This window comes from Streptomyces sp. NPDC006516 (assembly GCF_040611875.1).
Taxonomy (GTDB): domain Bacteria; phylum Actinomycetota; class Actinomycetes; order Streptomycetales; family Streptomycetaceae; genus Streptomyces.
The window spans coordinates 278159-296455 of the sequence record NZ_JBEXPD010000010.1; the positions used below are offsets into that span (position 1 = coordinate 278159).

Genomic DNA, 18297 nt, shown 5'->3' on the forward strand with positions numbered 1-18297 from the left:
ACGAATCAGCCCACTTGAGGGGGCACGATGACTACTCTGTGAAGTATTGGCCGCAGTTGAGGGGAACTCTGGTGAAAATCCTGCACGTTGTCACGCTCCACACTCCGGACCATGCCTTCGGCGGGCCGACACGGGTGGCGTTCAACCTCTCCAAGGTCCAGCGGGCGAACGGCGACGACGCACGCGTCATGGCCCTCGGCGACGGCTTCCCCGACGGTGAACTGCCCAGCCATGTGGAGGGAGTTCCCGTCCACCTGTTCCAGGCACGGCACGTGCTCCCGATGTTCGAGGTCAGTGGCATCACCTCCGCGGCGCTGCTGCGCACCGCACGCCGCATGATGCGCGGCGCCGACCTCGTGCACGTCCATCTGATGCGGGACCTGGTGACCCTGCCGGCGGCGCTCCTCGCGCTCGCGACCCGGACACCCCTGGTGGTCCAGACCCACGGCATGATCGACCCGACCGAGAAGAAGGTCGCCCAGCTCACCGACGTCCTCGGGGTCCGCAAGGTGCTGCGCGAGGCCGACGCCGTCCTGCACCTCACCGAGATGGAGCGGGTCGATGTGAACGCCGTCGCGGCTCCCGTACCGCTCACCCGTACCGTGCGGCTGGTCAACGGTGTCCGCCCGCAGGAGCGCAAGCCCGCCCGCGCCGCCGGCCGCCCGCCGACCGTGCTGTACCTCGCCCGCATCCAGGAGCGCAAGCGGCCCGAGGACTTCATCGCCGCGATGCCGCACGTCCTCGCCCACCACCCGGACGCCCGCTTCGTGCTGGCCGGCCCGGACACCGGCGCGCTGGCCGGCACTCTCGCCCTCGCCCGGAAGCTGGGCGTCACGGACTCCCTCGACCATGTGGGCCCGCTGGAGCACGACGAGGTCCTCGCCGCCGGGCGCGAGGCCGATGTGTACGTGCTGCCGGCGATCGAGGAGCCGTTCCCGGTCTCGGTCCTGGAGGCGATGTCGGTCGGGACTCCGGTCGTCATCACCCGCACCTGCGGGCAGGGCCCCGATGTGTCGGGGGCCGGTGCGGGCCGGGTGATCGACAGCCGGGTCGGCGAGGACGCTGCCAACGCCCGTAAGGTCGCCGACGCGATCCTGGAGCTGCTGGAGCCGGAGGCCGCCGAACAGGCGGGCAAGGCCGCCTGGCAGCTGGTCAACGACCAGTTCACCATCGAGGCCGTCACCGCCACCCTCCGGCGGACCTACGAGGACGTGGTCCGCCGGAGGCGAGGGTGAGACCTCGGCCTGTCAGCGTCCGGTTTTCTCGCGGGACTTGAGGGCGATCTGCCAGCGGTAGAAGCTCATCGCGAGCGCGAAGTCCAGGCCCGCCCGGCCGTCGAGGAAGCCCCGCCGGTAGACGTACATGTAGGCGAACGACACCAGCGGCTTGAACGGCGCCTTGTGGAAGAGCTGTCCCTGGCGGGACTTCACCTTGCGTACCTGTTCCTTGACCTCGGGGTGGTGCTCCAGCCACGCCTCCCAGTCCGAGTAGCGGTTGTGCCGCTCGAACCAGGCGGTGACGGGGTCCAGGTCCTGGTGCTCGATGGGGTTGCTCAGCGCCTGTGCCGTCGTCGCGACCGGCTGGTAGTGCCCCTCCACCTCTCCGATCCCGGGGGCGGCGAGGTCACCGACCTCCGGGTAGTAGCACTTGGTCCGGTCGGTCAGGGACCGCTTGCGGATCGTGTAGCCGTGCCGGAGCCGCTTCCCCGAGAACCAGTAGCCGAGCGGTATGTCGTACGCCGCCGGCTTGGGTGTGTCCGGGTCCGCGAAGATCCGCCGCAGCTCCGCGAGCAGCCCCGGGCTGAGCCGCTCGTCACCGTCGAGCAGCAGGATCCAGTCCAGGTCCGTCCGGACGTTCTCCAGGCACCACTGCTTCTTGCGCGGATGTCCTCCGTCCCACGTGTACGAGACGACTTCCGCCCCGCACTCCTCGGCGATCTTCGCCGTGTCGTCGGTGCTGTGCGAGTCCACGACGACGACCGCCTCGAAGTGGCCCAGGACCGACTTCACCGCCTCGGCGATGTTCAGACCTTCGTTCTTCGTGGGGATCGCCACGGCTATGGGCAGCTTGTTCATCCGTTGTCTCCCTGGGGCAGCCAGGCGTAGCAGCCTGTGGAGGTGAAGGTGCGGGCGGAGCGGGCGACGGTGATCTCCACCTGCCCGCCCGTGGCGGAGGAACCGGACGCCAGCTGCTTGCCGCCGGCCCCCGCGACCTGCCAGCTGCAGGCCTTGGTGGGGGAGGGGGCCCGGTACCGTCCCGGCCGGAGCCCGTCGCCCTTGTGCGTGCCGTCGGCGTAACCGAGTGCCGCCTCGTCGATCAGGGCCTGGTGCTGGGGGCAGAGGTGGGTCACGGCCGCTTCGGCGTCGGCGACCTCACCGGAGACGATCGCACCGACGGCGATGTCCCGGTCGGCCTTGACCAGATAGCGGAGCCTGTCGCAGGTCTCCTGCCCCGTCTGGAGCACCGCGGCCGGATCCATGCCCTTGGGTACGCGGTCGGTCAGATACTCCTTCTGCTTCTCGGTGAAGGACCCGGTGGCCGGGGTGACGTCCCCGGCGGGGGCCTTGGACGTGGCACCCGGCTTCGTGGCCCGTGGGCCCGGCGTGGAGGCCGTGGGCCCGGCGACGGACGGCGCGGAGGAGACCGCTGCCGACGGTGTGCCACCCGCGGCGGCCTTCCCGCCCTCGTCGCCGGACCCGCCGGACGAACCGCAGGCGGCCAGCGCCGCCGTCGCGAGAGCGACGGCGGCGCCGGCCAGGAACGGATACCTCATTCACCCGTCCTCAGGGCGTAGTGCGCGCTGACCGTCGAAGCGCTCAGCGCGGTCGGGTAGACCGCCGTCTCGTCGATCTGCCCGGCGAAGAAGTTGCTGGTCGGGCGGTTGGCCCAGTTGGCCAGGTTGTCGCCGCCGACCCGCCAGTAGCCCGGGTAGTTCTCGTTGCTCGTGTACAGGAAGTTCGACGCGCGCACCTGCCCGTCGACGTACAGCGCCACGCCGGCGGGGCCCTGCGTGGCGACCACGTGGTGCCACGCGCCGTCGTTGTAGGACCCGGTCGTGGTCACGGTGCGACGGCCACCGCTGTAGACACCGAAGACCAGCCGCCCCGTATCGGTCATGTAGACGTGCTTGTCGAAGCGGGTGCTGTTCTGCATGGTCAGGTTGCCGAACCCGATGATCTTCCCGCCGCGTGTCGTGGTGGTCTTGATCCAGGTCTCCACCGAGAACCGGGTCGGCTGGGTGTGGCGCTTGTTGCTGTACGCGTACTCGCTCGCCCCGTCGAAGCCGATCGCGGTCGAGTCGCCCGCGATCGCGGCCGGGGTCTGCCGGTAGGCCGGCGCGTTGCGCAGGAAGCCGTTGTTCAGGCCTCCCGTGGTGTCCGCCGCGAAGGTGGACGTGCCCTCGTCGTAGCGCCAGTAGAGCGAGGCGCCGTCGGACAGCACCCGCGCCGGGTAGGCCTGGGTGGACGAGGCCACCGTCGCGGACTGGGCGGGGGACTTGGCACTGGTGTTGGTGCCGTCGCTCGCGGTGATGCGGTACGAGTGCGTCTCGCCCGCCGCCACGTCGGTGTCGGTCCACTTCAGCTGCGGACGGTCCCAGAAGAGCGAGTAGCCCGACACCGTGTGGACGGGGGTGCCCGCCCCGTCCTTGTAGATCCGGTAGGTCAGCTCACCGTCGTCCGTGTCGAAGCTGGTCTGCCACTGGACGTCGATCTTCCCCGGGGCGACCGTGGAGAGACTGACGTTGGGAACCCAGGGCGCACCGGTGTCAGGGCCGTCGGCGAACCGGGTCAGGCCCTGCTGCCCGGCCCCGTTGACGGTGGTGAACTCCCCTCCCACCCACAGGTAGTGGCTGCCGCCCTTGTCGGTCTGCGCCATCACCCGTGGACCGACCGGCTCACCGATGCCGTCGTTCGTGTCGGGGAACCAGGGCAGGAGCGTCGGGTCGTCGACCGACTGGGCCAGCAGGTGCCTGCGCGGCTGGTCGGGGAACCCGCCCATGCTGGCGCAGTCGTGGGCGTGACTGCCGCTGTACAGCACGCCCGAGTGGACCAGGACGGCCTGGGTGGCGCCCAGGCAGGTGTCCCGCCAGCGCTGCTGGTAGTCGTCGAGGTCGATGGCGATCCGGCCGTCGAACACCCCGCCGCCGGTGCCCTCGTTGGCGGTGTAGAGCCCGGTGGCGTCCGTGGTGAGGTCCTGCACCGTGGAGGTGTTGGGGATGAAGCCCGGGTAGCTCGTGGTGAGTGCGCCCGTGGTGGCGTCGACCACGGCCAGGGCGTGCGAGGTGGTGCCGTTGACGGTGAAGAAGTCACCGCCGAGTGCCACGTGCTGCCCGTCCGGGGTCACCTCGACCGCCCTGGCCACCTCGTCGGCGTTGGCGGTCCACGGCAGCAGATCGGCGCCCGTGGTGACGGCGGCGAACTTGTTCCTGGTCTGGCCGCCCACGCTGTTGAAGTCACCGCCCAGGTAGACCGTGTCCTCGGTGGCGTCCAGCGCCCGTACCGTCGCCGAGACCGCGATCTTGAAGTCCTGGCGAGGCGTGCAGGTCGCGGTGTCGACGGCCGCGATGTTGCTGACGCCCACTCCGTTCACCGCGCCGAACTGCCCGCCCGCGTACAGGGTCCCGCCGTCCGGGGACAGTGCGAGGGCCCGTACGGTCGCCGTCCCGGAGGACAGCGTGAACGACAGGTCGCAGCCCGTCGGCGCTCCCGTCGCCGCGTCGAACGCGGCGAAGTTGACCGCGGGTTGCTCCGAGGTTCCTGCCGCAGCGTCCGGCGGGCGGACGGTGGAGAAGGTGCCTCCCGCGTACACGACACCGTCCCTCGCGGCCATCGCCCAGACGATGCCGTTGGTCTGCCAGGTCGTGAGGTCGTCCGCGGTGATCGCGACCGGCGGTGTCAGCGCCGCCGCCGGGGAGGCCCCGGCCGCTGTCGCGGTCAGGGCGCCGGCGAACAGGCAGAGCGCGGCGGACGCGGCCCGCACACGGCCGCTCCCCCCAGGTCTCCGCCCCGTGCTTCCGTTCATCATTCATCTCCGAAGGTGAGGACGAGCTGCGGCCGGTAGGCCGTGGTTGCCTCGCTCGACCAGATGCGGAGACTGTCCGTCCCGCTGCTGGTCAGGGCGAGTGAGGAGACGGAGCCGAGGGCTCCGTCCAGTGCGGACGCGTCCAGTGCCGCCGAGTAGCCGGTGGAGACGGAGGACGCGCCGGTGATGGTCCCCAGCACGGACGTGGAGAGCGCCGGCCGGGTGTTGTGGGTGACCGCCGATTCGGTCCATGCGCCGGTGACCGGCACGATGCTGTGGCTCTCGGCCGACCTCGCCGTCGAGTCCGACGAGGTCCGGAAGGTGAGCCGCGCACTCTTGAGCACCTGGCCGGCCGGAGCGGACGGCAGCGTGAACCGCAGATAGCTCAGGTAGGCCGTGGTGCCCCGCGAGGCGAGCTGGTTGTCGTCGTAGTTCGTGTTCGCCGCCACGCCGTTGACGTACGCGTCCTCGTCCGGGGTGAGCGTGACGGTGCTGTCGCCGGGGCCCTGCGGGGCACCGGCCAGATCGTGGTGCGCGACGGCGTGGTGCCGGGTGCCGTCGTTGTAGGAGCCGGCCGATGTGATGGTGGGACGGGCGCTGGTGCCGCCGGTCTGGACGCCGAAGGCGATCCGTCCGCCCCGGGTGCGTCTGAGACGTCCGGGGCCTCTCATCGGTCCACGCGGACCGCGGATCCGGCGAGCTGGTCGCTCAGCAGCCTGATGTCGGCGTCGACCATGATCCGCGCCAGCTCGCGCGACTTCACCTCGGGCTTCCAGCCGAGGAGTTCCTCCGCCTTCGACGCGTCACCGATCAGCGCGTCGACCTCGCTGGGGCGCTCGTACTTCGGGTCGTAGCGGACGTGCTCCGCCCAGTCGAGGCCCGCGTGCTCGAACGCGTACTCCAGGAACTGGCGGACGCTGACCCCCTCCCCGGTGGCCACGACGTAGTCGTCGGGGGTGTCGCACTGGAGCATCCGCCACATCGCCTCCACGTACTCGGGGGCGTAACCCCAGTCCCGTACGGCGTCGAGGTTCCCCAGGTGCAGCCGGTCCTGGAGGCCTGCCTTGATCCGGGCGACACCCCGGGTGATCTTCCGGGTCACGAAGGTCTCGCCCCGACGCGGGGACTCGTGGTTGAACAGGATGCCGTTGGTGGCGAACATCCCGTACGCCTCGCGGTAGTTGACCGTTGCCCAGTACGCGTACACCTTGGCCACGCTGTACGGGCTGCGCGGGTGGAACGGCGTCTTCTCGTTCTGCGGGGGCGGGCTCGCTCCGAACATCTCGGAGGAGGACGCCTGGTAGATCCGGGTGTCGATGCCGCTGGCCCGCACCGCCTCCAGCAGCCGTACGGTGCCGAGGCCGGTGACGTCACCGGTGTAGAGCGGGGCGTCGAAGGAGACCCGGACATGGGACTGGGCGCCCAGGTTGTAGACCTCGTCGGGCCGTATGTCGCGCAGCAGGTTCACCAGCGCGACCCCGTCGGAGAGGTCGGCGTGATGGAGCACGAAAGAACGATCCGCTTCCTCGGGCCCCTGGTAGATGTGATCGATCCGCTCGGTGTTGAAGCTCGACGACCGGCGTATCAGCCCGTGGACCGTGTACCCCTTCTCGAGCAGCAGCTCCGCCAGATACGAACCGTCCTGTCCGGTCACACCCGTGATGAGTGCGGTCTTCGCCATGAGTCCCCCTCTGTGGTCGCCCTACGGGCGTTTTCGTTCACCGAAATATCTGGATCTGAGCGGAATGAGGCAAAGGGTCACCCGGGCCCCGTGCTGCTGGCAGAATCCGAGCCATGACGCCAGCCATCCCCGCCCCTTCCCGGGAATCCGTCCGGCCCCTGCTGCTCCCGGGCTCCCGCATATTCGTCGCGGGCCACCGCGGACTCGTCGGCTCGGCGCTGGTGCGCCGCCTCTCCGCCGACGGCCACGAGGTGCTCACCCGCGGCCGGGACGAACTCGACCTGCGCGACGCGGAGCCCACCGCGGCCTTTCTGCGCGACGCCCGCCCGGACGCCGTCGTGCTGGCCGCCGCCAAGGTCGGCGGCATCATGGCCAACAGCACCTACCCGGTGCAGTTCCTCGAGGACAACCTCCGCATCCAGCTCGCCGTGATCGCCGGGGCGCACGCCGCGGGGGTCCAGCGGCTGCTCTTCCTCGGCTCCTCGTGCATCTACCCCAAGCACGCGCCGCAGCCGATCCCCGAGGACGCGCTGCTCACCGGCCCGCTCGAACCCACCAACGAGGCCTACGCGCTGGCCAAGATCGCCGGAATCGTGCAGGTCCAGTCCTACCGCCGGCAGCACGGTGCCTCGTACATCAGCGCCATGCCCACCAACCTCTACGGACCCGGCGACAACTTCGACCTGGAGACCTCGCACGTCCTGCCCGCCCTGATCCGCCGGTTCCACGAAGCGAAGCGGGACGGGGCGGACGAGGTCACCCTGTGGGGGTCCGGCAGCCCCCGGCGCGAATTCCTCCACGTCGACGACCTCGCCGCCGCGTGCGTGCGGCTGCTGGAGTCCTACGACGGTGACGATCCCGTCAACGTCGGCTGCGGCGAGGACCTCACCATCCGCGAACTCGCCGAGACCGTACGAGCGGTGACGGGGTATCAGGGTCGCATCGTGTGGGACACCTCGAAGCCCGACGGCACCCCGCGCAAGCTCCTCGACGTCTCCCGGCTGTCCTCCCTCGGCTTCAAGCCGCAGATCCCCCTGCGGGACGGCATCGCCCGCACCTACGCCTGGTGGCTCGGCGCACACGCCACCGGCCGCTGAACGTCCGCCCGCACGGCTGCGGTACGTCCTGAATGCGTGCACACGACCCCCCACGCGATCCCCTTCGTGTCCCCCTCTCACGTCTCAGTACGCCCCGCGGCCGTCGGTGACGGCGCGGACCGTGCGGGCGAGGAGGCCCATGTCCGTGGCCACCGACCAGTTGTCGACGTACCAGAGGTCCAGCGAGACGGTCTCCTGCCACGACAGGTCGGAACGCCCGCTGACCTGCCACAGGCCGGTCAGCCCCGGGCGGACCGCGAGCCGCCTCAGCTCCCGCTCGTCGTAGCGGGACACCTCCTCCGGCAGTGGAGGACGCGGACCTACCAGGGACATGTCACCCCGAAGCACGTTGAGGAGCTGCGGCAGCTCGTCCACGGACGTCCGGCGCAGCGCATGGCCGATCCGGGTCACCCTGGGGTCGCGGCGCATCTTGAACATCGGGCCCTCGCTCTCGTTCACTGCCGAGAGCTGCTCTCTGCGGGACTCCGCGTCCGCGACCATCGTGCGGAACTTCCACATGGTGAAGGGCGTGTTGTGCTGCCCGTGCCGGATCTGTCGGTGGAAGACGGGGCCGTGTGACGACAGCCGCACGGCCAGGGCCACCGCGAAGAACAGCGGGGCGAGCACGAGCAGCCCGAGAGCCGCGCCCGCCCGGTCCACCACGGTCTTGAGCGCGGCCTGCGCTCCGTGGCGCAGCGGCGGTGCCACGTGCAGCAGCGTCAGGCCCGCGGCGGCGACGGGCCGCACCCGGGCCGCCGCGACGCCGCTCAGCTCCGTGAGCACGCAGAGCGCAAGCCCGCTGTCGTGCAGACCCCACGCGAGCCGGCGCAGCCGGTCGTCGTCCAGCTGCGGCCCCGGCGCGACGAGGACCAGATCCGCGTCGTGGGCGAAGGCGCCGCCCAGCACCGTGGACACGTCGTCGTCGGCGGGTTCGGGCGCGAGCCGCCCCGGCACCGGGGTGCCGCAGTCGGGTGCCGTCGGTCCCACCGGGACCACGGCCACGGCCTTGAACGGGTGATCCGTGCGGGAGTTGAGCAGATTCACCGCCCGGTCCAGCCCGGCTGCCGCGCCGACCACCAGCACCCGCCGCCCCGCTGCGGACCGCCGGCGGTCCATGACCCCCACGAGTACGGCGATCATCAGCCCTGGTGCCAGGGCCACGACGCCGGCGGCCGGGTCGAGCCCTCCGCCCGTCAGCGCCACCAGCACGGCCAGCATCCCGAGGAGCGCCAGCCAGTCGCCGAACGAGCCCAGGGCGGCCCCGGCCGCTTCCCCCGGCGGCCGTTCGGCGTACCGGCCGCGCGCGGCGCGTACACCCGTCCATACGAGGGCGGCCGACGCCGCCGTGACGAGAGAGCCCGGCTGGTCCCCGGCCCGCAGCGCGAGCCAGGCCGGAACTCCCAGTCCCAGAAGATCGGTCAGGACGAGCAGCGGTACACGCGGAGCGGGCCTCTTCCTCGCCCGTGGTCTCTCCGTGTGGTCGCGCTCCACGGTCGTCGGTGCTCTCCACACATGCTCCGGAGCCACCGTGCGGTTCCGGGACCCGCCGGTACGCGGTCGTGGTGCTTCCGCTATCCCAGCGTGCCCAGATATATCCGTTTCGGGTATTTCGACATGCCCCATGAACCCCCCAGCCACGTGCGCATCCCCACAAACGGGACGCATCCGCCGATCCCATGGACTGACGGATGCGCCCTCGCTCGGTGCACGATATCCACACACGTGCCATTTCGCTGGAGTTCCCGTGAAGTTCAGACAGCCCGGACGTAGTGATCTGCGTCGCGCCACCCGGCCCGCCGGGGGAGGGGCCACCTAAAGTGGAGTCATGGAACCGCTTTCCGAGGAACAGACCGGCCAACTCGTCGCGATCGTGATGGATCTGGCCAGGCAGGGCCGCTCGGAGGAGCTCCTGGAGTTCTTCGACCACGGGCTGCCGCTCGACGCCCAGGACCCCGAGGGCAACACGGCCTTGATGCTCGCCGCGTACCACGGGCGTACGGAGACGGTACGGGCGCTCGTCGCGCGCGGCGCCGACGTCGATCTGCGTAATGGCCGGGACCAGTCCCCGGTGGCGGGTGCACTGTTCAAGGGCGAGGACGAGATCGTCTCCGCGCTCGTCGCGGCGGGCGCCGACCTGGACGCGGGGACCCCCAGCGCGCGGGCCACGGCCCAGATGTTCGGGAGGACGGCGCTGCTGCCGTAGGCGTCACGGGCGCCGAGCGGTGCCGGCGTGGCCGGCGCGGGCCCGAGCAGTGCTGTCGCCGTGGCCGCCCCGGCTGCCCTGCCGTGCTGTCGTGGCCGGCACCGATGCACGCACCACGCGGCCGAGGGGCCCCGGGCGACCGCGTGTCGCCCGGGACCCCTCGTGTACGTCCGCGGGATCAGGCCTGCTTGGCTGCCTGGAGAGCCGCGATCGCCTTGCGGACACCCTCGCCGTAGGCCGGGTCGGCCTGCGTGCAGTGGTGGATGTGCCGCTCGATCGTGGCCTGCGAGGCACCGTCGATGGCCCGGGCGGTGTTGCCGAACAGGGCGTCCTGCTCGTCCGGGGTCATCTGCCGGAACAGATTGCCCGGCTGCTCGAAGTAGTTGTCGTCGTCCTCGCGGTAGTCGAACCGGTCGGCGCCACCGGCGAGCGCCAGACCCGGCTCGGCGAACTGCGGCTGCTCCGCCCAGCGGCCGTAGCTGTTCGGGGTGTAGCCCGGCACGGCGCCCTGGTTGCCGTCCACGCGCAACTGGCCGTCGCGGTGGTAGGTGTTGACGTTCTTTGCCCCGCGCGGCTGATTGACCGGAATCTGGTGGTGGTTGACCCCGACGCGGTAGCGGGCGGCGTCACCGTACGAGAACAGCCGGCCCTGGAGCATGCGGTCGGGCGACGCGCCCACGCCGGGGACCAGGTTGGCCGGGGTGAAGGCCGCCTGCTCCACGTCCGCGAAGTAGTTCTCCGGGTTGCGGTTGAGCTCGAGCTCGCCGACCTCGATGAGCGGGTAGTCCTTCTTCGACCAGACCTTGGTGAGGTCGAAGGGGTGGTATCGGTACGTCGCCGCGTCGGCCTCCGGCATCACCTGGATGTAGAAGGTCCACTTCGGGTGGTCGCCGCGCTCGATCGCGTCGAACAGGTCCGCCTGCGAGGACTCGCGGTCAGCGGCGACGATCGCGGCGGCCTCCTCGTCCGTCAGGTTCTTGATGCCCTGCTGCGTACGGAAGTGGAACTTCACCCAGAAGCGCTCGTTGCTCTCGTTGATGAACGAGTAGGTGTGCGAGCCGAAGCCGTGCATGTGGCGGTAACCGTCGGGTATGCCGCGGTCCGACATCACGATGGTGATCTGGTGCAGCGCCTCGGGGAGGCTGGTCCAGAAGTCCCAGTTGTTCTCCGGGGAGCGCAGGTTGGTGCGCGGGTCGCGCTTCACGGCGCGGTTGAGGTCGGGGAAGTGGTGGGGGTCCCGGTGGAAGAAGACCGGCGTGTTGTTGCCGACGACGTCCCAGTTGCCCTCCTCCGTGTAGAAGCGGAGGGCGAAACCGCGGATGTCGCGCTCCGCGTCCGCCGCGCCGCGCTCACCGGCCACGGTCGAGAAGCGGGCGAAGAGTTCGGTCTGCTTGCCGACCTCGGAGAAGAGCGCGGCCCTGGAGTAGCGGGTGATGTCCTGCGTCACCGTGAAGGTGCCGAAGGCGCCCGATCCCTTGGCGTGCATGCGGCGCTCGGGGATGACCTCGCGGCTGAAGTGGGCCAGCTTCTCCAGGAACCAGACGTCCTGGAGGAGCATCGGGCCGCGCGGCCCGGCGGTGACGGCGTTCTCGTTGTTCGCGACAGGTGCGCCGGCGGCAGTGGTCAGTGGCTTCAAGTTGTCAGAAATCTTCCTGCTCCTCAGTGTGAGAACTTGCATGCACCGGCTCCGGTTCCCGCTGACCACGTTCGGTCCGACACACCGGGCACAGACCCCAGTACGTCACCTCCACGTGGTCGATGGTGAACCCGTGATCACGTCCCGTGTCGAGCCGCGGGGCGGCCGGGGGCGCATCGACGTCGGCGATCGTGCCGCACGAGCGGCAGACCACGTGCTGATGGTCGTCCCAGGTCTGTCCCTCGTACCGTGCCGGGGAATTCGGCAGGTCGATCCTTCGCGCCAGCCCGGCGTCGACGAGCGTCTTGAGCACGTCGTAGACCGCTTGGGTCGAGACCGCGCCGATGCGTGTCCGTACCAGGGCGAGGAGGGTACTGACATCGGCGTGGGGGGCCTCGTGGATCGCCGACAGCACGGCGACCCTGGGTCGGGTCACCCGCAGCGACGCTCCGCGCAGGAGAGTCCTGGCCTCGGTTTCGATCACCTCCGCAGTGAAGCACTTTTCTGGAATGATTCCAATCAATGCCGCGTAAAGGCATCCCGCAGCCGGTGGACCCGGCGTGCGACGGGCCGCCGGGCCGTGCCGGATGCCATGTCCGATTCCCGCCAGCGCGGCCCTCCGCCATGCCGCACTCTTGAGGCGTGATGAGCGACGACAGCAGGTACGAGGCGGTGTGCAGCCGCGATGCCCGGTTCGACGGCGAGTTCTTCTTCGCCGTGTCGACGACCGGGATCTACTGCCGCCCGAGCTGCCCGGCCACCACACCCAAGCGGCAGAACGTGGCCTTCTATCCCACCGCCGCCGCCGCACAGGGCAGCGGATACCGTGCCTGCCGGCGCTGCCGCCCGGACGCCGTTCCCGGCTCCGCCGGCTGGAATGCCCGTGCGGACCTGGTGGGCCGGGCCATGCGGCTGATCGGCGACGGAGTCGTAGACCGCGAGGGAGTGGCCGGGCTGGCCTCGCACCTCGGCTACAGCGCCCGCCAGGTGCAGCGCCAGCTGAACGCCGAGGTCGGGGCGGGTCCGATCGCCCTCGCCCGCGCGCAGCGGGCGCACACCGCGCGGATCCTGCTGCAGACCACGACGCTGCAGGCCGCCGAGATCGCGTTCGCCGCGGGCTTCGCCAGCGTCCGGCAGTTCAACGACACGGTGCGGGAGATCTACGCCCTCACCCCCGGCGAGCTGCGCGCCGCCCGGCCCGGCCGCGCCCCGCGCCCCGCCGCCGACAGGGCCGGGGGAGTACCCCTGAGGCTCGCCCACCGGGGCCCGTACGCCGCCACGGAGGTCTTCGACCACCTCGCGGCCCACGCCATCGCCGGTGTCGAGGAGATGACCGGCGACCGGGGCCGGCGTACGTACCGGCGGACCCTGCGCCTCCCCCACGGCACCGGCATCGCGGAGGTCGGCGAGAGACCCGGCGACGGCTGGCTGGAATGCAGACTGCATCTGAGCGACCTGCGCGACCTGACGACCGCCACCCAGCGCGTGCGCCGCCTCTTCGACCTCGACGCAGACCCGCACGCGGTCGCGGAGCGGCTCGGCGCGCACCCCGCCCTGGCCCCGCTGGTCGCCCTCCGGCCCGGGCTGCGCGCCCCTGGGGCCGTCGACCCCCACGAACTGACCGTCCGGGCGGTGCTCGGCCGGCAGGTCTCCGTCTCCACCGGGCGGCGACTGGGAGCCGTGCTGGTGGAGGCCTACGGCACCCCGCTCAGGACTCCTGACGGCACCCTCACCCACACGTTCCCGGAATCCGGCGCCCTGGCAGGAGCGAGCCTGGAGGAGCTCGGGCTGCCGGACTCACGGCGGTCCGCCCTGCGGGGCGTCGCCGCGGCCCTCGCCGACGGCCGGATCTGCCTCTACCCGGGCGCGGACCGCGACCAGGCCGAAAGGGAACTGCTCGGCCTGCGGGGCGTCGGTGCCTGGACGGCCGGATATGTTCGCATGCGGGCACTGGGCGATCCGGACGTGCTGCCGGCCGATGATGTCGCGGTCCGGGCGGGGATGCGGCAGGCGGGTGCCGATGCGGTGGACGCAGAGGACTGGCGGCCCTGGCGGACGTACGCCGTGCACCACTTCTGGAGCGCGGCTGCGGACCGGCGCCGCCCCGCAGCGGCGGGACTGATCTGAACGATGGAGGACGGGAAGATGACGTACTGGACCACGATGGACAGCCCGCTCGGTGAGCTGCTGCTGGTCGGCGAGGAGTCGGCCACCGCGCCGGGGGGCACCGCCCTCGCCTCACTCTCCGTACCCGGTCAGAAGGGCGGCGCCACGGTCCAGGACGACTGGCGCGAGAACGCCGGGGCCTTCGACGTGGTCGCCGCGGAACTCCGCGCGTACTTCGCCGGGAGCAGGACGAGCTTCGGCATCGAGTACGCCGTCGGTCGTGGCACCGACTTCCAGCGGCGCGTGTGGGCGGCCCTGGAGGCCATCCCGTACGGCACGACCCTCAGTTACGGGGAGGTCGCGGCGCGGATCGGCGCGTCGCGCGCCGCACTGCGTTCGGTCGGCACCGCGATCGGCGCCAACCCGCTGCTGGTCGTGCGCCCCTGCCACCGCGTGATCGGTGCGAGCGGCGCGCTGTCCGGATACGCCGGGGGAGTCGACCGCAAGCGGCAGTTGCTGGACCTGGAGCAGAAGCGGCCGTAGACGGCGCCGCGCGGTGCCGAGCCACGTACGGCATCGGCGAAACCGGAACAGGCCGCCCCGCCCCGCAGCGATGCAACACCGGGCGTATGACCGACCGTTCGCCCAGAGTCCCCACCCACCGCTGACACGGCGTTCGCGGGAACCAGCTGGGGCGCCCGCTCACCGCGGGCGAGCACGAACGAGAGTTGACCGCCGCCGTAGAACTGCGAGGAGTCCGAGACGGCGCAGAATGATCGCGTGCTTCCCCCCCGACTGCTGTGGTGCGATCCTCGGCCCATCCCCCGGTTCAACCGCCAGGAACCGGTGACACTGATCGTCCGGGACCCCGGTTTCTCCGGCCCAGGCGGCACCTGCGACCCGGCCACCGGGCCGGCCCCGGGCAGGCTGAACATCACCGTGCGGGTCACCGGGCTGTCGTAACCGAAACGCTTCTCCCCTGTCATGACGGCGTTGTCAGTGGGCGCACGTAGGTTGATCAGTGTTCCGCCGGTCCGGCGGGGACAACCCCTTCGTTGTGCATGGGAGATGGCACGTTGTCGGATTGGGAGAGGTCGAGCACGGCCCGGGTGATACCACCCGCGCGGTCGCGCAAGCTCGCCAAGGTGCCGTTCGTCGAGCTGGCCGACGGACGTCTGCAGGGTGTGGTGTCGAGCGGTTCGGACATCGGGCGCGTCTACGTGTCCTCGGTCGCCGCCGGGAGCTACGCGTTCGCCTGCAGCACCAACAACAACCGTCCCTGCGGCGGCGCGCGGGGATCGTTCTGCAACCACATCGGGGCCCTGATCAACGAGTCGGTCCTCCAGTACGGCGCGGAGCGCGTCGTCCGCTATCTGAAGGCAGAGGTCCCGGAGGGGGAGGTGGACGGGGCCGTGCTGGCGTCGGCCATGCGGAGCACCCGGCCGCAGATGGACGAGACGAAGGCCGCCGCCTCCGTCTTCAGCCGGTTCCTGCGCCACCTGGCCTACCTCGAACACGGCCCGGTCACCGCGCCGTTGCCCGAGATGCACTTCTTCCCGCCCACCAGGGCGGTGGCGTAATGCGCGCCGACCTGCTCGCCGAACCCGTCGAAGGGCTGGACGAGGCGCTCGCCGCCGTCGACGCCTTCGACCGCGCGCTCGTCGCCGGTCTGCTCCGTGCTCAGTCCGCCGAGCCCGCCGGCCCCGCGGCACTGGCTCGGGCGCTGGCCGGCACACCCCTGGCCGGCCGGGTCGCCGAGGCGGCCGGAAAGGCCGCGGCCGGAGCGGCGGGCGAGGACCACTTCGTGGCCCTGGCCGCCGGGCGCACGGCGCTGCTCGGCTCGGTCCACGACGCGTTGCTGACCCGGATCGAGGAGGCTGCGGGCCGCCCACGCGGTGGCGAGGCCGCTCCGGCGGTGTCCGGCGCCCGGCCGACGGCGAATCTGCTGACGGCGGCCCGTGCCTGGCTGTCCGACCTGGCGCGCTGCGGATGGCAGGGGATCGACCACGAGGTGGTCTCCGGCGCGGCGGAGGTCGTGTCCGCGATGCTCCCGGACCCGTCCCAGCGCCGCCTCGCGGCGCTCCTCGACGGCTTCGCGGCCGAGCTCGCCGCTTCCTGCCCCGGTGCGGCGGCGGAGCGCTTTCCGGTGCGCCGCTGGGCCGACCTCTGGTCGCGAGGCATGCTGCTGACGGTGCCGGGAGCGGCGGTCGCGCCGGTCATCGGGACCGCCGACGGCCGTCTGCTGCCCCTCGGTATCGACGTACAGGAGCACGCGACCGCCGCACAGGCTCAGGTGCACGCGGTTCTCGAGCCGGCGGACGGCTCCGCGCCCCGCCTCGTGCGGGCCAGTGTGTCGGTGCCGAAGCCCGACACGGTCGTCGGAGCCGGGATCTGGCAACTGCTGCGGCCGCACATGTCCTTGCTGGCAGCCGCGGGCGAAGGCCGGTCGATGCAGCTCACGGGTATGCCCGTCACCGCGGAGGGCGACCTCGTCTGGAGCGACGACCACGCGCGTCCCGGCGAGCCGGCGGAGGCGTTCGCGACCGCCCGTGTGGCCCTGCCCTCGGCGGTCGCAGCAGCGACCGCGCCTCTGGACCGGCATCCCGCGCGCATCGCCGTACCCGTCTTCCTGGAGGGCTACACCGCCCGCACGGACGACGACGGCGCAGTCGCCTTCACGATCGCCGGGCTCGAACTGCCCGTCGACACCGACCGCATCCCCGCCGCGGGGCCGCTCACACCCGAGAGCGTCGCCAGGTCGAGCGCGTGCGTCGCGCTGGTCCGCTGGGACGCGGGCACGTTCGGTGTGCAGCCGCTCGCCGTCGAGACCACGGTGCGGAAGAAGGTGACCGCGGTGCACGCGGGGGCCTGGGCCGGGGGGACGGCCGACAAGGCCGGGGTCCGGGCGGAGAAGGCCGCCACGGACGCCGCGAAGGTGCTGAGCGAGCGCGCGGGAAGGCTGTTGCGGAAATGACCGGCCAGCAGAGCCCCGGCGTGCCCGGGCAGACCTCGCACGACAATCGCCGCCAGGTCATGTACTGGCGCCTCCTGGCGCAGCTCTTCGACCACGAGGAGCAGGCGGCCCTGGAGTCGGCGAGCCTCGCCGTCGTCCAGGACATCGGGCTTCCGACGGCGCTCCTGGACCCGAAGACGTCCGTCGACTCGGTGGTGCAGCGCCACCCCGGACTTGCCGCGGAGTTCCAGGGTTTGATGGTGCTGGAAGCCGCAGCGGAGGAAGCTCGTGCTCCTGAAGCGGAGGTCGACGACGGCGCCGACCCGGCTCCGGACGCGGATGCCGACGAGAGCGCCGGTCCGGCTCCGGACGAGGATGCGGAGCCGGGTGCACAGGAGGAGGCCGGTGACGACGCACGCGACAAGGCCGCCGAGGTGCGGCGTGCCGCGCTCGTGTCGAAGGTGCTGCTCAACGTCTTCCACTCCCCGCCGGGCACCGTCACCGCGGGCCAGCTCTCCCGGTGGCAGTCCGACGCCGGCTGGCTGGAGCGCGCGCTCGGCTGCAAGCCCGGCGAGCTGCGCGGCGGGCGCTCCGCAGGCACCGGCGTCAGCCCGGCCGGCACCGGCGGTGACGGCCGGACCCCCGACCTCAGCCGGCTGATTCCCGAGATCGGACCGGAGCTCGGCGCCATCGAGGCCGGGCTCGTCAGACGGATGCGGCTGCGCGAGGTGCTGGCCGATCCGCAGCTGGCGGGTCAGCTGACCCCGAGCATGTCGCTGATCGAGCAGCTGCTGCGTGACAAGGACAACCTGTCCGGCGTGGCCCTGGCCAACGCCAAGGCGCTGATCCGCCGCTTCGTCGACGAGGTCGCCGAGGTGCTGCGCACCCAGGTGGAGAAGTCGACCGTCGGCGCCCTGGACCGCTCCGTCCCGCCCAAGCGGGTCTTCCGCAACCTGGACCTCGACCGCACCATCTGGAAGAACCTCACCAACTGGAGCCCGGAGGAGGAGCGGCTCTACGTCGACCGCCTCTTCTACCGCCACACCGCGCGCAAGACCACACCCCAGCGGCTGATCGTGGTCGTCGACCAGTCGGGCTCCATGGTGGACTCGATGGTCAACTGCACCATTCTCGCCTCGATCTTCGCGGGGCTGCCCAAGGTGGACGTCCACCTCATCGCGTACGACACCCAGGCGCTCGACCTCACCCCATGGGTGCACGACCCGTTCGAGACCCTGCTGCGCACCAACCTCGGAGGGGGCACCGACGGCACGGTCGCCATGGCGCTGGCCCAGCCGAAGATCGCCGAGCCCCGCAATACCGTCGTGGTGTGGATATCGGACTTCTACGAATGGCAGACCGAGCCGCTGTTCGAGAGCATGGCCGCCATTCACCGCTCCGGCGCCAAGTTCATCCCGGTCGGCTCGGTGACCAGCTCCGGCCGCGCCAGCGTCAACCCGTGGTTCCGGGAGCGCTTCAAGGACCAGGGGACGCCGGTGCTCTCCGGCCACATCCGCAAGCTCGTCCACGAGCTCAAGACCTTCCTCACCTGAAGCCTCTCGGCCCCGGTGCAGTCAACCCCCATACCCAGAAAGGCTC

16 protein-coding genes and 1 pseudogene are annotated in these 18297 nt (G+C 71.2%); 9 read left to right on the forward strand and 8 right to left on the reverse strand.

The genetic code is table 11. The features are described from left to right. The first annotated feature begins 71 nt into the window (after positions 1 to 71). Positions 72 to 1235 carry a glycosyltransferase gene (locus tag ABZY45_RS25550; protein ID WP_356743335.1) on the forward strand — a complete coding sequence of 388 codons (1164 nt, stop codon included), beginning with the start codon at positions 72 to 74 and terminating at the stop codon, positions 1233 to 1235. Here ABZY45_RS25550 and ABZY45_RS25555 read toward each other — a convergent pair. From ABZY45_RS25555 to gmd, 5 genes and pseudogenes are all read right to left on the reverse strand, one after another. Next, positions 1180 to 2075: pseudogene (locus ABZY45_RS25555) on the reverse strand (glycosyltransferase family 2 protein). The gene ABZY45_RS25550 and the pseudogene ABZY45_RS25555 overlap by 56 nt on opposite strands. Beyond that, complete coding sequence (locus tag ABZY45_RS25560) at positions 2072 to 2773, reverse strand: hypothetical protein (protein WP_356743337.1); 702 nt, start codon at positions 2771 to 2773, stop codon at positions 2072 to 2074. The pseudogene ABZY45_RS25555 and the gene ABZY45_RS25560 overlap by 4 nt, the downstream one beginning before the upstream one ends. Beyond that, positions 2770 to 5025, reverse strand: a complete 2256-nt coding sequence (locus ABZY45_RS25565) for a LamG domain-containing protein (protein WP_356743338.1) — start codon at positions 5023 to 5025, stop codon at positions 2770 to 2772. The genes ABZY45_RS25560 and ABZY45_RS25565 overlap by 4 nt, the downstream gene beginning before the upstream one ends. Next, positions 5022 to 5693, reverse strand: a complete 672-nt coding sequence (locus ABZY45_RS25570; protein ID WP_356743340.1) for a DNRLRE domain-containing protein — start codon at positions 5691 to 5693, stop codon at positions 5022 to 5024. The genes ABZY45_RS25565 and ABZY45_RS25570 overlap by 4 nt, the downstream gene beginning before the upstream one ends. After that, entirely contained in the window at positions 5690 to 6703 is a 1014-nt protein-coding gene (gene gmd, locus ABZY45_RS25575) for a GDP-mannose 4,6-dehydratase (RefSeq protein ID WP_356743342.1), read from the reverse strand. The genes ABZY45_RS25570 and gmd overlap by 4 nt, the downstream gene beginning before the upstream one ends. A gap of 113 nt (positions 6704 to 6816) precedes the next feature. Between gmd and ABZY45_RS25580 the strand changes: the two genes are divergently transcribed. After that, positions 6817 to 7800 (forward strand): GDP-L-fucose synthase, encoded by a 984-nt coding sequence (locus ABZY45_RS25580; RefSeq protein WP_356743344.1) that lies wholly within the window; start codon positions 6817 to 6819, stop codon positions 7798 to 7800. 84 nt (positions 7801 to 7884) lie between these two features. Here ABZY45_RS25580 and ABZY45_RS25585 read toward each other — a convergent pair whose 3' ends face one another. Beyond that, positions 7885 to 9423 (reverse strand): sugar transferase, encoded by a 1539-nt coding sequence (locus tag ABZY45_RS25585; RefSeq protein WP_356743346.1) that lies wholly within the window; start codon positions 9421 to 9423, stop codon positions 7885 to 7887. A gap of 202 nt (positions 9424 to 9625) precedes the next feature. Here ABZY45_RS25585 and ABZY45_RS25590 point away from each other — a divergent pair, with 202 nt between their 5' ends. Beyond that, positions 9626 to 10003, forward strand: a complete 378-nt coding sequence (locus ABZY45_RS25590) for an ankyrin repeat domain-containing protein (RefSeq protein WP_356743348.1) — start codon at positions 9626 to 9628, stop codon at positions 10001 to 10003. 178 nt (positions 10004 to 10181) lie between these two features. Here ABZY45_RS25590 and ABZY45_RS25595 read toward each other — a convergent pair whose 3' ends face one another. Together ABZY45_RS25595 and ABZY45_RS25600 are read right to left on the reverse strand one after the other, a co-directional pair. Then, a complete protein-coding gene (locus ABZY45_RS25595) occupies positions 10182 to 11681 on the reverse strand; it encodes a catalase (RefSeq protein ID WP_356743350.1) in 1500 nt (499 codons plus the stop codon). Beyond that, positions 11644 to 12123 (reverse strand): Fur family transcriptional regulator, encoded by a 480-nt coding sequence (locus ABZY45_RS25600; RefSeq protein ID WP_356743352.1) that lies wholly within the window; start codon positions 12121 to 12123, stop codon positions 11644 to 11646. The genes ABZY45_RS25595 and ABZY45_RS25600 overlap by 38 nt, the downstream gene beginning before the upstream one ends. Before the next feature lie 161 nt (positions 12124 to 12284). Here ABZY45_RS25600 and ABZY45_RS25605 point away from each other — a divergent pair, with 161 nt between their 5' ends. From ABZY45_RS25605 to ABZY45_RS25630, 6 genes are all read left to right on the forward strand, one after another. After that, entirely contained in the window at positions 12285 to 13766 is a 1482-nt protein-coding gene (locus tag ABZY45_RS25605; RefSeq protein ID WP_356743354.1) for an AlkA N-terminal domain-containing protein, read from the forward strand. An 18-nt stretch (positions 13767 to 13784) separates the two neighbouring features. Next, on the forward strand, positions 13785 to 14288 hold the full coding sequence (locus ABZY45_RS25610) for a methylated-DNA--[protein]-cysteine S-methyltransferase (protein WP_356743356.1): 504 nt from the start codon (positions 13785 to 13787) through the stop codon (positions 14286 to 14288). Between the two features lie 237 nt (positions 14289 to 14525). After that, on the forward strand, positions 14526 to 14708 hold the full coding sequence (locus ABZY45_RS25615) for a hypothetical protein (protein ID WP_356743358.1): 183 nt from the start codon (positions 14526 to 14528) through the stop codon (positions 14706 to 14708). Positions 14709 to 14806: 98 nt separating this feature from the next. Continuing rightward, on the forward strand, positions 14807 to 15325 hold the full coding sequence (locus tag ABZY45_RS25620; RefSeq protein ID WP_356743360.1) for a hypothetical protein: 519 nt from the start codon (positions 14807 to 14809) through the stop codon (positions 15323 to 15325). Beyond that, on the forward strand, positions 15325 to 16719 hold the full coding sequence (locus ABZY45_RS25625) for a hypothetical protein (RefSeq protein ID WP_356743362.1): 1395 nt from the start codon (positions 15325 to 15327) through the stop codon (positions 16717 to 16719). The genes ABZY45_RS25620 and ABZY45_RS25625 overlap by 1 nt, the downstream gene beginning before the upstream one ends. Beyond that, positions 16716 to 18251, forward strand: coding sequence for a VWA domain-containing protein (locus ABZY45_RS25630; protein ID WP_356743364.1), 1536 nt, complete (start codon positions 16716 to 16718; stop codon positions 18249 to 18251). The genes ABZY45_RS25625 and ABZY45_RS25630 overlap by 4 nt, the downstream gene beginning before the upstream one ends. The last annotated feature ends 46 nt before the right edge of the window (positions 18252 to 18297 follow it).